Annotated in this window: 12 protein-coding genes; all 12 read left to right on the forward strand. The window is 46.8% G+C overall.

Going from position 1 to position 13853, the window contains the following annotated elements; translation table 11 throughout:
• The first annotated feature begins 171 nt into the window (after positions 1 to 171).
• The gene (locus EHS89_RS08650) at positions 172 to 1029 is read left to right on the forward strand and encodes a putative selenate ABC transporter substrate-binding protein (RefSeq protein ID WP_124925754.1); all 858 of its coding nucleotides are present in this window, start codon (positions 172 to 174) and stop codon (positions 1027 to 1029) included.
• Positions 1029 to 1205 (forward strand): hypothetical protein, encoded by a 177-nt coding sequence (locus tag EHS89_RS21080; RefSeq protein WP_170167455.1) that lies wholly within the window; start codon positions 1029 to 1031, stop codon positions 1203 to 1205. The genes EHS89_RS08650 and EHS89_RS21080 overlap by 1 nt, the downstream gene beginning before the upstream one ends.
• The gene (locus EHS89_RS21085) at positions 1205 to 1366 is read left to right on the forward strand and encodes a hypothetical protein (protein WP_170167456.1); all 162 of its coding nucleotides are present in this window, start codon (positions 1205 to 1207) and stop codon (positions 1364 to 1366) included. Before EHS89_RS21080 ends, EHS89_RS21085 begins: the two co-directional genes overlap by 1 nt.
• Positions 1366 to 2016, forward strand: a complete 651-nt coding sequence (locus EHS89_RS08655; RefSeq protein WP_124925755.1) for an ATP-binding cassette domain-containing protein — start codon at positions 1366 to 1368, stop codon at positions 2014 to 2016. The genes EHS89_RS21085 and EHS89_RS08655 overlap by 1 nt, the downstream gene beginning before the upstream one ends.
• Positions 2017 to 2020: 4 nt before the next feature.
• Entirely contained in the window at positions 2021 to 3523 is a 1503-nt protein-coding gene (locus EHS89_RS08660; RefSeq protein WP_124925756.1) for a PhnE/PtxC family ABC transporter permease, read from the forward strand.
• Positions 3524 to 3727: 204 nt separating this feature from the next.
• The gene (locus EHS89_RS08665) at positions 3728 to 4873 is read left to right on the forward strand and encodes a substrate-binding protein (RefSeq protein WP_124925757.1); all 1146 of its coding nucleotides are present in this window, start codon (positions 3728 to 3730) and stop codon (positions 4871 to 4873) included.
• Positions 4873 to 6705, forward strand: a complete 1833-nt coding sequence (locus EHS89_RS08670; RefSeq protein ID WP_124925758.1) for a GGDEF domain-containing protein — start codon at positions 4873 to 4875, stop codon at positions 6703 to 6705. Before EHS89_RS08665 ends, EHS89_RS08670 begins: the two co-directional genes overlap by 1 nt.
• A 266-nt stretch (positions 6706 to 6971) precedes the next feature.
• On the forward strand, positions 6972 to 8168 hold the full coding sequence (locus EHS89_RS08675; protein WP_124925759.1) for a diaminopimelate epimerase: 1197 nt from the start codon (positions 6972 to 6974) through the stop codon (positions 8166 to 8168).
• Positions 8165 to 9829 (forward strand): MFS transporter, encoded by a 1665-nt coding sequence (locus tag EHS89_RS08680; protein ID WP_229753737.1) that lies wholly within the window; start codon positions 8165 to 8167, stop codon positions 9827 to 9829. The genes EHS89_RS08675 and EHS89_RS08680 overlap by 4 nt, the downstream gene beginning before the upstream one ends.
• Positions 9830 to 11401: a hypothetical protein gene (locus EHS89_RS08685; protein ID WP_124925760.1), complete on the forward strand. Its 1572-nt coding sequence runs from the start codon at positions 9830 to 9832 to the stop codon at positions 11399 to 11401.
• Between the two features lie 57 nt (positions 11402 to 11458).
• Positions 11459 to 12616: an ABC transporter substrate-binding protein gene (locus tag EHS89_RS08690; protein WP_244937382.1), complete on the forward strand. Its 1158-nt coding sequence runs from the start codon at positions 11459 to 11461 to the stop codon at positions 12614 to 12616.
• Positions 12613 to 13797, forward strand: coding sequence for an ABC transporter substrate-binding protein (locus EHS89_RS08695; RefSeq protein WP_124925761.1), 1185 nt, complete (start codon positions 12613 to 12615; stop codon positions 13795 to 13797). The genes EHS89_RS08690 and EHS89_RS08695 overlap by 4 nt, the downstream gene beginning before the upstream one ends.
• The last annotated feature ends 56 nt before the right edge of the window (positions 13798 to 13853 follow it).

Here is a 13853-nt window from a genome sequence, read left to right on the forward strand (position 1 = left end):
CAAGAATAGTCGCTTCAGATTAGATTGCTTAGAAAAAGATAAGATGTTGATTAAACAAGTGTTTAGGTTGGTTATTAGCTGATAGCGGAATAATCCATTTAAGCAAGCTGAAAACTACTATCGCTTTATGCGAGAATAGCGCCGCTCAGATTACTTTTATATGGATTAACAATGATAAAACATCTACTAAGGGCGTTTGCACTAATGTGCATTGCCAATCTTGCACATGCGGCGCCTGCCTTTGTGTTTACAGCGATTCCTGATCAGGATGAGACTAAGCTTCAGCAGCGTTTTCAGAAAGTGGCAGATTATCTGCAGGAACAACTGGAAGTTGATGTACGTTTTGTGCCGGTAAAGTCTTATGCCTCTGCAATTACTGCGTTTCGTAACAATCAGGTGCAGCTGGCTTGGTTTGGTGGTTTGTCCGGTGTTAAAGCCCGTGAGCTTGTCGCAGGTTCTAAGGCGGTTGCCCAGGGTGTTGAAGACCCTGAATTTAAAACCTATATTATTGCTCACAAGAGTACCGGCCTTAAGCCGGCAGATAAGCTGGAAGATGGGCTGAAAGGTAAAACCTTTACCTTCGGTTCTAAAGGTTCTACTTCCGGTCGCCTGATGCCGGAATTTCACCTGCGTCAGCAGTTTGCTCAGGCCCCTGAAGAAACTTTCAGTCGGGTTGGTTTTAGCGGTAACCATTCCCGTACTATCGCTTTGGTGGAGTCAGGGGCTTATCAGGTAGGTGCGGTTAATTACCAGGTATGGGAGAGCGCAGTTGCTGAAGGTAAAGTGGATACCGATGCGGTGAGTGTGATCTGGCAAACACCGGCTTATCCTGATTATCAGTGGACTGTCCGTGGTGATCTGGATGCGTTATTTGGTACAGGCTTTACTGAAAAAGTGTCGCAGGTATTGATCGGTATGAATGACCCTGAACTGCTCGCTAGTTTTCCTCGTAAAGGGTTTATTCCTGCTGTAAATGAAGATTATGAGCCGATTCGTCAAGTGGCTAAACAGGTAGGTCTGCTGGACTAATGTCAGCTATCCATATAGCGGACATCGATGTTAGCTATGATAACCCTCAGGTACTGGGACCTTTGTCGCTGAAGCCCTTGTCACTGGAGCTTATGGCCGGTGAAGTTGTTGTGATTATTGACAAGAGCAACTGCGGTAAATCAACGCTGCTTAAACGGGTAGGTCTGCGGGACTGATGACAGCTATTCATCTTACGGACATTAGTGTTAGCTATGATAACCCTCGGGTACTGGGACCTTTGTCGCTGAAGCTTACTTCCGGTGACTTTGCGGTGGTTTTTGACAAGAGCAACTGCGGTAAATCAACGCTGCTTAAACGGGTAGGTCTGCGGGACTGATGACAGCTATTCATCTTACGGACATTAGTGTTAGCTATGATAACCGTCAGGTACTAGGCCCTTTGTCACTGGAACTTAAACCCGGTGAAATTGTGGTGGTTATTGGCAAGAGCGGTTGTGGTAAATCAACGCTGCTGAGTCAGATTTATGACCGGTTGCGGCATCGGGCTGCCTGGTTACCTCAGGATCTGGGGCTGGTGGATACCTTATCGGTTTACCACAATGTTTATATGGCGCAGCTGGACCAACACTCTCGTTGGTACAACATTATCAATTTGATCAGGCCTTTTTCTGAACAGGTTGATAATGTTCGGCCCTGGCTAAAGAGAATGTCGATAGACGACAAAATCTGGCAGTCAGTTGATCAGCTATCAGGTGGCCAGAAACAGCGGGTAGCGATAGCCCGGGCGTTGCATCAGGGGGCCGAGATTTTGCTGGCTGATGAGCCTGTCTCGGCGCTGGATGGGCCGAAAGCTGATCAGGTGATGGCCTGTTTGACGCAGCAGTACTCCACCGCGCTGATAGCGCTGCATGATGTCGATCTGGCATTGCGTTATGGGCAGCGAATTATCGGCATCAGTGATGGGCGGATAATGTTAGATCAGCCGGTGCAAAAGCTGTCGCAGCAATCTTTGCTGGAATTTTACTGAGACAATGACGGTCCGGAATAAATTCAGTTTTTCTCCCCGATTGCGGGTCAGTATTGGCTTTCTGATCAGCGCCATACTTTGTCTTTTTGTCGCCGACATATCGATTACCTCATATAATCCCTGGTTGGAAATGGGGCGTTTTGTCGGCGGTATGCTAGCGCCGGATCTGATGATACTCAGCGTTGTCGGTAAAGCCCTGATCACGACACTGGCATTTGCCTTTCTGGGGGTCGCACTGGCCGCTGTGGGTGGCTTTCTGCTGGCGCTTATCTACCATCATCGCTGGGTTCGCGGTCTAACGGCGTTTCTAAGAGCTGTTCATGAACTGTTCTGGGCACTGATTTTTCTACAGTTTTTTGGTCTGCACCCATTAACAGGTTTATTGGCGATCGCTATCCCTTATAGTGGCGTGTTTGCCAAGATTTATGCCGAAATTCTGGATGAAACGTCCACCATTCCGCAGCGAACCTTACCTAATGGCAGTGGTAGACTGGTTGCTCTGTTGTATACCCGTATCCCACAGGCCTGGCCTCATCTCGTCAGTTACACTCGTTATCGCCTGGAATGCGGTATTCGTACCAGTGCTATTCTGGGATTTGTCGGCATGCCGACGCTGGGATATTACCTGGAGTCCTCCTTTGCTCAGGGGCTTTATTCCGAGGTTGCGACTTTATTGCTGCTGTTCTATCTGTTAATCGGCACCATGCGATTCTGGCTCAAGGGCTGGTTAATACCGCCCATGATATTGATTGCACCTTTTATGCTGGATAAGGGACTACCGATTATCTGGAGTAATGTCGGCCGTTTCTTTAGTGAGGATATTGTTCCTGCGCCTTTACGGCGGGCTGATAGCCTATGGAGTTCTGACACCTGGTTAGAGTTTGTCTACTGGTTGCAAGATATTCTGTCGACTCAGGCACTGCCCGGGCTTTGGAATACTTTAGTGCTTAGCCAGATAGCTCTGGTGCTAACCGCAATCCTGACGCTGCTGTTGTTTCCTCTGGTATCACGCAAACTTGTCTCTGCTAAAGGGCGGTTTGCTGGTCATCTTTTGTTGATAGTCGCCCGCTCAACGCCTGAATATCTGCTGGCTTATATATTGCTCCAGCTATGGGGGCCTTCAATGTTGCCGGCTATTGTTGCGCTGGCTATTCATAATGGCAGCCTGATCGGTTTTCTGATCGGTCAGCGCAGTAATGAACTTAAATTACGGCAGGATACTGCGGTGGGTGTTAACCGTTATAGCTATGAGATATTGCCTCGTATCTACAGTTCGTTTCTGGCATTTCTTTTCTACCGCTGGGAAGTGATTATTCGGGAGACTGCGATTCTTGGTATTCTTGGTATTCACACCTTAGGATTCTTTGTCGATAGTGCAATTCAGGATATTCGTTTTGATGTCGCTATCCTGTTGATTCTTATATCTGCTCTGGTGAATATTGGTGTTGATACTTTTGCTCGCCGCTTACGTAGCAGGCTTCGCCTGACCCACCATTCTGCCTGTTAATCCCTTTTTGACTACAGACTACTACCTCCCATTTTGATGAGCTTGACCGTTCGGAATTTGCTATCTCGCGTTAGGCTGTAACATGCGTGTGCAAAAAATACAGGTTTTTTTGCGGGCTATTTTTGTTTGCTGAGATCGAAGCAATGTTGTTTTTAGAGTGTCTTAAAGCTATTGCGCAGCTTTGGTCTTTGGTGGAGGCGTCACATGAAAGCTCTGTTGTTCTCTGTTTTGTTTTGCTTGTTGACAGGATGCGATCAGACTCAGTCGTCTATAAAAATTGGTGTGGTACTACCCCTAACCGGAGATTTTAAAATTTATGGTGAGCAGGGGCTGAATGGTATTCGCCTTGCTGTATCCGAAATTAATGAAGCAGGAGGTGTGCTGAATGGCCGGCCTCTGGAATTGATCGTTAGGGATAATAACACCAGCCCATCTGAGACCGTTCGCCTGGGGCGGGAATTGATACAGATAGATAATGTATTTGCACTCTTTGGCCCGGTGAGTAGTAATGCGCGCAATGCATTACTCGAGGTTGCAGAAAAGCACCAGATACCGATGTTTTATGGCATCGATTATGAGGGCGGAGAATACTCAAGATACTTGTATTGTCTGAGCGCTATTCCGGATCATTATGTAAAGCCCGTTGTACCATACCTGCAACAGATTTCCGGTGATAATTTCTATATTTTTGGCTATGACTACATCTGGCCCCAATCTATAGCTAAATCCATCATTTCAGAGGTCAATAAAGGTGAAGGGGTCGTGGTTGGACGGGAGTTCACCCCTTTCGGTATATCAAGCTATCTGGAAGTACTGGAACGGATAAATCGATCAGGTGCAGACAATCTGATGCTTCTGTTAGCGGGCCCGGACGGGTTTCGTTTTCTAGAGCAATTTTCCCGCTATCCCTTTGATCGTAATATCAGGGTGATGGCATATGCTGCCGATGAAAATTATCTTCAATCTGTTACCCCGCAGGCTTTGGAGGGGGTGATGACGGCTTTACATTTTTTCAATAGCCATAAGAGTCCAGATACGGAGCAGTATGTTAGAAACTATCGGGCCCGGTTTGGTGATAAAAGTGTGCCTACGTATGCGAGTAAAGCCAGCTATCAATTAACCTATTTACTCAGGGATGCTATTGAAAAAGCAGGTGTTCTGGATCGAGAGAAAGTGATTGATGCCAGTCTGCAACTGGAGCCCGATCCTGAACAGGAAGTTATGCTACGTGAGGATCATCATTTTGACTTACCGATGTATCTGGGAGAGTTTCGGCAAGGAAGCTTAAAGGTGATTCAAGAACTGGGGGTGGTGAGTCCCTCTGATCAACGCCTGCAGGGATCGCCCTGATGAATCTGCTGACCAAAATTCTGCTGTGGATGTTTCCTATAGCGCTGCCGGTGATGGGGTTTACCTGGAGTTATTATCAGGCTCAGTTGGATGCCGGGGCAGAACATACCGGGAATGTTGGCGTTTTAGTATCTGCCTCGGGTGCGCAGCGATTGAATGATTTTCTACGTTTACGAGCCAGTGAGTTTACGCTTATCTCTGGAAAGTTTGCTGTTTGCGAAAGCTCACCAAGCAAAGAGCTCTATCAGCTAAAAGCCCGGAATGCGTTACAGCAAAGCAGGGGATTCTCTGCCTTAATCGTTTCTGGCATTGATGGTAAAGTTCAGTTAGGTCAGGTGGCAGGAACTCCCAGTAACCGCTTTATGTTACCTCGCTCTTTGGCGAATAGCTGGTTGTTTACCGCAGCCCAGTTAGAGCGCCTCAACTCAGGTTTTAATATATGGCAGGAGAAAGCTCCTCTGCTACGTAAAGAAAAGAGTAAACTTTTTCTAGAGGCGCTGAGTCTGGAGCGTCGTGGGGAAATTAATTCTTCAAAGTACAATAATATTCAGTCTCAGATCTTCAATATAACCAATCTTTTGAAACAGCCTCCTGCAGTTATCTACTTTAATGGTGGACTCCATGCTGAGGTAATGGGGCTACCATATCGTCGAGATACCTTTCTGTTTACCCGCCCTCTGGTGTCCTGTGAAGGTGAGCTTGCTGGCTATATCACCGCGTTTCTGGACCGCACCCAGATAGAAGATATCTTGTATGAGCTACGCCAGAGTTTATATGACCGGGGTATCCATCAGGTTGATATTGCGTTGATGAACAGGGAGTCGCAAAAGTATGAAACGGAAACCCGCTACCTGACTGATCGTAGTTTGCATGGAATAGTAAAGATGTCGGCGAGCGCGGGATATCAGCGTAAGTTTGGTGGGTTTCTGGCTATCCAGCCGATAGCGGATGCCAAAGTGTTGAATCAGTTGATGGAAGGCGCTGACGCCACTGAACAAGGTGTTTCTGCTGCAGAGTATCAAGAGTATATAGATCGTTTTTCAACGATGTCCTTATTAGTGTTTATCGCCGATGAAGAGTGGCATGAGACTAGTAAGCGTTTGTTGCTGAAAGTATCTGTATGGCTGTTATTAAGCTTGTTGTTTTTGTTTGTGCTGGTGTTCTTTTTAGCCAGAAATATTGTCAGGCCAATCGTGAAGCTTAAACGCTCAGTCGCTAAGGTGGAGGCCGGGGATCTGATGGTTCAGGCGGACATCTCCAGTAATGATGAAGTAGGTCAGTTGGCTCGGGCTTTTAACCGAATGACACGGGCGTTGCAGCTAAGTGAGAACGAGCTTCAGCGTCTTGCCCGTGTAGATGAGTTAACTGGCTTATTGAACCGTCGGGCGCTTATTGAGGAAGCAATTAACGAAAGACACAGAGCGAGCCGGTCTGAATATGGTATTTCCCTGGCTATTCTCGATCTGGATTACTTCAAACAGATTAATGATCGTTACGGCCATGCAGCAGGCGATCTGGTTTTGAAACAGTTTGCTGATATGTTGCAGGAGAAACTGCGAAAGACCGATATAGTGGGCCGGATAGGAGGAGAAGAATTCGTTATCCTGCTACCTGATACCAGTCCTGAAAGTGCGGTTAAACTGATAGATAAACTACGCATATCTTGCGCTGAAACGATGATCGGGCTGGATGACGGTATTTTACTCTCGGTAAAGTTCAGTGCAGGTGTGGTTGTCTGGAGTGCGGATACCGGTTTTGAAGAAGCACTTCACCGGGCGGATGAAAAGTTGTATCAGGCTAAGGAAAACGGTCGTAACTGTGTTAAAAGCTGAGGCTTTTTGATGAAAGTCTCATTCTGTATGTCTCGCTTCTGTTTTAATTAACTCTGACCCATTTTGGGTATCTCTTGTTTGATCATTGCTGTCGGGTGGTGATAGATTGCTTAGCTTTGTGTGATAATTTAAAACGTACGTTTGTTTTTGGTTGATGCATTGTCTTCCCAGTCAGTCAGACTGTTGGTTGATCTTTCTGATGTGTTGGCTGCAGTACTGATAAAACAAAGGTCGGTCTGACCGACAATAGCTATCGGATGCCAGTAATGAAGATAATTCCGTTTGTGAAATACACCTCATGTGGTAACAACTTTGTTATTGTTGATGAGACTGAACACTCTTTTCTGAATGAAGCTGAAAAGTCACGTTTTGCTTTTCAGGCAACTAACACCAGTTTTGGCGTTGGTTGCGATAACCTGTTAGTTATTCAGCGCTGCACCAAAGAAGTTTTACAGAATATTGCAAAGGAGCGGCCTTATTGGCGCTGGCCTCCAGGTGAGGATAGCGCAGATTTTCTATTCAGAATGTTTGAGCCTGATGGCGAAGAAGCGCTTTGTTGCGGTAATGGTCTTATTTGTGTGGCCGGTCATCTCCTGAATGCTCATAATATTTCCTCCGCATCTATTATGACTGAGATTCCCTTAGCGCAACCGAAAACGATAGAGATCGGTGCCGGTGAAAATACGCTGGGTGGCTGGGTTAATCTGGGGCATCCGCGCAGAACGCCCGTCGAGTTGGCTCTTCCTTCAAATACCGACCCTCTTAGTCATTCAATTGATCGTTACACCGAACTTAAAATCAAGTTCAGAGCGGGAGACCTTCGAGCGTTCAGTGAAGAAACTGAGCTGTATATGAACGCTTATCTGGTCTTTACCGGTGAACCTCATCTGGTGATTTTTCCCGATAGTGATTTCTCTATTCCTGAACTGGCAGATTATATTTTTGGCAGCTCAGAGCAATGGTCCATAAAAGATCGTCGTGAGAGTTTTGGTACCTGGTTGGTCGATCATATAGGGCACTATATGAATAGCCGCTTTAAAGCTCTGTTTCCGGCAGGAATTAATGTAAACCTTGCCCGAAGCCAGCAACCTGATGTGATTGAAAACCGCTGTTTTGAGCGGGGTATAAACCGGGAAACCCTGGCTTGTGGTACCGGGGCGTTGGCTGTTGCTTATGTGTACAGCCATCTCAATAACCTGAATCTGGATGAGATAGATATACTGCCGCACCGTTGTCGTTGGCATGATGATCAGGCGCGTATTCGTATTCAGAGTAGCGATGCCGGCTGGCGGCTGGCCAGTCAGCCAGTGATGTTATTCGATGGTCATTATCGTTTATTGCCCGATAATAACCCTCTGGTTGAAGCCGTATCTTCTTCTGGGGCTTCTTCAGATACTTCGGCTGATACTGTTTCTGCTTCTAAGTCCGGGGCTGGGAAAGATAGTTCATCGGTGATTGGATGATTGAACAAATGCCGCTGAAAAGAACGCTTCTGCCCGCGGTTCTGCAACTGATGTTTGTCATTGCACTGGCGCTTTCGCTATATGCTGCGGCCTGTCAGCGTGCCGGTTTAGTGGTAGATATTACTGAGCTATTTAACTGGGCAGGTAGTGCGTTGCTGGTTTCTACAGCGGTGTTAAGCCTGTTGATTTTCAGTCTTATCAAAAACAGGACGGCCTTAACGGGAAAGATATTAGGCAGGGTGTTGATGATCTCGAGCCTGAGTGCTTTTGCTGTGTTACTCGTACAGCACTTCGGGTCAGATTATCTTCAGCTATCGCTGTTTGAAGTCGCGACGCTCTTGCTGATTGCGGCTCTGTTTTCACTTGAATATGCGGTGCTGCAGGAAGGACGATGCAAGCTGGCAGCCGCATCTGCAGAGCTGTTTAAAAAAATGCGCCCCGCAATTTTCATATTTTTGTTTGGTATCGATCTGTCGATGGCTTTTATTCCATTGCATATGGAAGCATTACCCCAGGCGTTTGCCGGGATCTCGCCTGAACTACTTATTGGCCTGCCGATATCAGTGGAGTTTCTGTGCGTCGGAATTGCCATACTCTGGTGTGGTGTGTGGCTGGATCGCTGCGGTTGGCAGCAGCCTTTTTATGTCGGGCTGGTTCTGACCGGTATTGGTTCGCTTTACTCATGGCTGGCGCCAGATGCGGTGCAGTTTATCTTGTCTCGCGGAGTACTGGGGTTAGGGTATGGATTGACGCTATTAGCCGCTCAGGGCTATGTGATCAGGCATACCGATTCGGGCAACAAAGCGCGGGGACTGGCTCATCTGTTTGCCGGGCTCTATTCGGGAAGTATCTGTGGTGCCGCTACCGGGGCTGTTCTGGCTGAGCAGTTCGGTTATGGGCCGGTCTTTTTGTTAGGTTCGATCATCATCTTTAGTGTTGTTATCTATGGCTTTTGGGTTCTGCGAGAGCATAAAGATGAATCTGAAAATGAATTTAAAAAGCCGCAGTTAAAGGCAGCAGCAACCTATGGAAATACAGATCAGAAAGACGTAGGTGTTTTAGCCTTTATCTGCAATAAGAAAGTATTAGCGGCAACACTGTTTAGCAGTATGCCAGCTGCAATCGCAGTGGTGGGCTTTCTCAATTATTTCAGCCCGGTTTATCTGAACAGAGCAGGGGTCGGAGATGCGGCTATTGGTCAGATATTAATGCTGTTTGGTGTAATTCTGGCATTGCTGGGCCCGCCCATAGGGCGTTTTGCAGATCGGTGCAGCTCAAAGCGTTTACCTATTATCCTGGGCTCATTGCTGGGCGGATCGGCCTTCATATTATTTAGTTTGGTGGATGGCGTGATGGCAATCACTCTGGCCATCTTATTGTTAGGCCTGTCGAACTGCCTGGTGCTTTCTTCTCAAAGTGCTTTTGTGCTTAAACAGGATGTGACTCATCAGTTTGGCGAAGGTAAATCCATGGGGGTGTTCCGTTCCAGTAGTCGGATAGGTCAAATGCTGGGTCCGATAATCTTTGCGGTCATTATTACAGCGACAGATATAGAAAGTGCGGTAGTTGTTTTTGGCAGTTTATATTTAGTAGCCGCCCTGATATTCACTGTGATGACCCGTACTGATATTAAGCAACTTACACAGAAAGAGGCGAATTAAATGAATTCTGTGTTGCCCTCGACAAATGTTAATGAAGACCTTTCGGCTCAGCTTCTGGATAAAGTCCAGCAGCAGGCAGGCACTATTGCAAGGGTGTTAGCTGAGCAGGGAGATTGTTCCGTCAATGAGTATGTTCAGCAGCTTGGGCCTTCAGAGCATAGTAGTTATCAACCGGTTTCTGATGTAGCTGATCTATTGCTTGACTATGTTACGCCCCTGTTAGGGCGTGAAATTGCCCAGACCGCACGGGATGAGTTGATGGCGCAACCCCTGGTACTGACAGCTAATCATCATGGAGTAGATTTCTTTGCGCAATCGGTTCAGGGCACTCTGTTATTAAGTCAGCGGGAACTAAGGCTTGAGGGAGTAACAAGAAGAGCCAGAATTGTGCCTGTATTTGCCTGTGGCAGCGTTGCAATGAATAACCTGACATATCCTCGCGGCGCTTTGCTTTATGGCGCAGATGATGAACAGGTTCCGTTACGACTTCCCATATTTCCTGATCGGGTTAAACGACAACTGGTCGCACGTACTGCTCCGTTCGATCAGGGGATGCTGGACCGGGCTATAGCCAGGGTTCATAAGTTAGCCGGTGAAGGCCGGATCACTTCTACAACACAGAATAGTATGTGCTCAATCCTGACAGAGCATTACGGTGCCCGTGAAGTTTTGACTCAGAAAAGTTATTCAGATCAGGCGGTGATGCTTAATGCCCGCTTATGGCGGGAGATGATGCCTCCTGAGTTTGATTCGGAATTAGTTTATCTTGAGTTGGAGCAGATCGGTGCAAGACTATTGCAGCAGGATCTGGGTAATGAACAGAGTCTGATCTCTATCTTACTGTTTAACCGAACTGTAAGGGCAGAATTAATGACGTTGCTGAATGGCGCTAAAGGTTGTTGGGTTGGGGCCGATTTATTAACACAAGCGTTAGATGGTCAACCATTGTCAGGCTTCGGAACATTTATGTTCTGGGGCGTAGACTCAAAAGGTCGACGCATATCACTGGGTGTAGACAGTAACAGTGGAATAGATGTGCTACGTGCTGTTGATAGCTCGGCTGCATTTGAACCGGTTCCGTTAACCCCTGAATCAATTACCGAAGCAATGAATCAGGGGCATCTGTTACCTTCATTATTTTGTTGTTATACCGCTATTTCTTTAGCGCGGGGGGTAGTCTGTGCAGGTGGCTACTATCAGGCTGAGTATTTACCGGTAATGCAGCAAGGGGTGGTAAGTGCGCTTCGTAGTCATGGCAGCTATAGCGATATCGTGGCTAAGGTAGAGCGGGTTAAAACGAACTGTTACTTGTCCGGCATGCAGATGGTGATGGCTAATGATTCTCAGGCAGGGCTGGTTCCGGCAGGCCCGGTAGAGATTATCGCAGGTGGCGGACTCAGCATGGCTGAGTTAAAACAGTTAGGTCAGTTGAGTGTGCGTCTAGCGCATATCGCTTCTCTGTCTGAGACTGTGCCCGATGTCGTACCTGATCAAATTTTGTCGGCCAGCCAACTGACCAGGCTTGCCCGTGAAATAGCGAGGCGGCAAAAGGATAGTTTGATTGTTAAATAATGAGTATTAGTTTGTTTTATTGATCGATAGTGTTTATTCACATAACAGGAGACGCTGATGAGAGCAGTGAAAATGTTGGCAATGTTTTTGACAATGTTGCTTTGTGTATCTGGCCCGTTAGCGAGTGCCTCTGATCAGGGAGTGTTCAGTGTTGACCCTGTTAAAAACGGGGAACAGCGATGGAAGGTCGGATATTACGAAGGTGGTGAGTATACCGACTATCAAAAAATCCTGATTGAAACCGTGAAAGGGCTGGTCAAACTGGGATGGATCGAGCCGGTGACAATCCCGGTACAGGAAGGTGAACAAACCGATCAGCTTTGGAGGTGGCTGAGTACCGAAGTGAGTAGTGAATATATTGAGTTTGTTTCTGATGCGCATTATTCAGCAGGATGGGATGACGCTCAGCGTAAAATGCGCGCTGAACAGGTGATTGATCGACTCAGTAATAAACAAGATTTAGACCTGATGATAGCGATGGGGACCTGGGCCGGTAAAGATCTGGCAAATGATCGTCAGCACACGCCTACCATGGTGCTGTCGGCAAGCGATCCTATATCATCCGGGATTATTAAAAGCGTTGAAGACTCTGGTTTCGAACACCTGCATGCATCGGTTGACCCTAATCGTTATGACCGGCAGGTACGTATTTTTAATGATGTGGTCGGTTTTAAGCGGCTCGGGGTAGCGTTTGAAGACTCGATCAATGGTCGTAGTTATGCGGCGATGGACGTTTTGCAACGCTTGAGTAAGAGCAGAGGTTTTGAGCTGCTAGGTTGCCATACACAAAGTGATATTAGTGATCTTCGTATAGCAGAAGATAGCGTTAAAAAATGCTTTAGAGAGTTAGCCGGTAAGGCAGATGCTATCTACGTCACATTACAGGGCGGTGTGAATAGCAATAGTATTCCTGAGCTGGTTCGTATTGCTAATAAAAATAGCATTCCTACTTTTTCACAGTCAGGTTCCGAGGAAGTTAAACAGGGATTTTTAATGAGCTTATCCCAGGCAGGTTTTCGCTATGTAGGTGAGTTTCATGCTTCCACTTTTGCCAAGGTTTTCAACGGTGCTAAGCCAAACCAGTTAACACAGTTTTTTGAAGAACCACCGCGAATGGCTGTAAATCTTAAAACCGCGGAGATTGTTGGTTTTAATCCACCCTTGCTGCTGCTGGGCGCTGCTGATGAAGTGTACCGGGAGATACCAGGGCAATGATATTCAAAGCCGGTGGTGATGGGGTGAAAAAATTTCCCATTGCCAGACTTAAAAGCTGGTTGGCTGGCGTTCTGATTTTTATGGTCAGCGCTTTTGTCAGTGCTGCAGACCTGTCGCAGTCGCCCAGTCTGAATAATGGGGCGAAGTGGCGACTGGGCTACTACCAGGGCGGAGAATATATTGATTATTTTCAATACCTGAAAGTCACGACTGAAGGGTTAGTCGAGCTGGGTTGGGTTGAGCCGGTCACAATTCCTGAAAATCTGTCTACAGCTAAGGCACTTTGGTATTGGCTTGCTGACCATGTTCAGAGTGATTATCTGGAATTTCCTAAGGCTAATTTCTATAGCGCCGAATGGGACCGGGAGCACCGTGAGACACTCAGGAAAAAGGTGATTCAGCGTCTGTCTGATACCCGGGAAATTGATCTGATTCTGGCAGTGGGAACCTGGGCCGGACTGGACATTGTGACCACTGAACATCAGATACCGACCATGGTTATGTCGGTAAGTGATCCACGCAGTGTTGGTTTAATGCGTGTCAGTGATGATGCTGACTATAACCATATTTATATTACTGAAAACCCTGACCGCTACCTGCGACAGGTGAGCTTGTTTCATGACCTGATCCGTTTTAAAACCTTAGGCGTGGCTTATGAGAATAGTTTTGAAGGGCGCAGTTATGCCTCAATTGAGACTATTGAGAAGTTGGCAGCCGAGCGCGGCTTCAGCGTTGTTAGCTGCCACACATTAAGTGATATTGCCGACCGGTCAGTTGCAAATCGCTCAGTGATTGATTGCTTCAATAAATTAGCAACGAAAGTGGATGCTATTTATGTGACGAATCAGGGCGGAATCAATAACGAAACTATTCCCCAGTTGGTATCTATTGCAAATGAGCATGGCATACCTACCTTCTCTCAATATGGTAAACGCGAGGTAAAACTTGGTTATCTTATGAGCTTGTCAGGTATGGATGATTTTCGTTCAGAAGGACGTGATCTGTCAGAAAATATGGCGCGAATTTTTAATGGTCAGTCGCCTGGGCTGCTGACAAAAACAATGGAAGAAACAGGACGTATTATTCTTAACCTGGCAACCGCTGAACAAATTGGTCTATATCTGGATGCAGACCTGCTGGCGGCTGCAGATCAGCTTTATTGGAAAATAGAACTGCCCTGAGATATTAATTATGTTGTCCAGTTTTAAGTTTAAGGTTATTGGATTAATTGTTCTGG

Source organism: Amphritea balenae (assembly GCF_003858655.1).
GTDB classification, from domain to species: domain Bacteria; phylum Pseudomonadota; class Gammaproteobacteria; order Pseudomonadales; family Balneatricaceae; genus Amphritea; species Amphritea balenae.

Excerpts from the sequence above, each read along its gene's own strand:
- EHS89_RS08690 (WP_244937382.1), top strand. The coding sequence starts at position 11,459 with ATGAGAGCAGTGAAAATGTTGGCAATGTTTTTGACAATGTTGCTTTGT.
- EHS89_RS08655 (WP_124925755.1), top strand. The coding sequence starts at position 1,366 with ATGACAGCTATTCATCTTACGGACATTAGTGTTAGCTATGATAACCGT.
- EHS89_RS08670 (WP_124925758.1), top strand. The coding sequence starts at position 4,873 with ATGAATCTGCTGACCAAAATTCTGCTGTGGATGTTTCCTATAGCGCTG.
- EHS89_RS08695 (WP_124925761.1), top strand. The coding sequence starts at position 12,613 with ATGATATTCAAAGCCGGTGGTGATGGGGTGAAAAAATTTCCCATTGCC.
- EHS89_RS21085 (WP_170167456.1), top strand. The coding sequence starts at position 1,205 with ATGACAGCTATTCATCTTACGGACATTAGTGTTAGCTATGATAACCCT.
- EHS89_RS08680 (WP_229753737.1), top strand. The coding sequence starts at position 8,165 with ATGATTGAACAAATGCCGCTGAAAAGAACGCTTCTGCCCGCGGTTCTG.
- EHS89_RS08675 (WP_124925759.1), top strand. The coding sequence starts at position 6,972 with ATGAAGATAATTCCGTTTGTGAAATACACCTCATGTGGTAACAACTTT.
- EHS89_RS21080 (WP_170167455.1), top strand. The coding sequence starts at position 1,029 with ATGTCAGCTATCCATATAGCGGACATCGATGTTAGCTATGATAACCCT.
- EHS89_RS08685 (WP_124925760.1), top strand. The coding sequence starts at position 9,830 with ATGAATTCTGTGTTGCCCTCGACAAATGTTAATGAAGACCTTTCGGCT.
- EHS89_RS08660 (WP_124925756.1), top strand. The coding sequence starts at position 2,021 with ATGACGGTCCGGAATAAATTCAGTTTTTCTCCCCGATTGCGGGTCAGT.
- EHS89_RS08665 (WP_124925757.1), top strand. The coding sequence starts at position 3,728 with ATGAAAGCTCTGTTGTTCTCTGTTTTGTTTTGCTTGTTGACAGGATGC.
- EHS89_RS08650 (WP_124925754.1), top strand. The coding sequence starts at position 172 with ATGATAAAACATCTACTAAGGGCGTTTGCACTAATGTGCATTGCCAAT.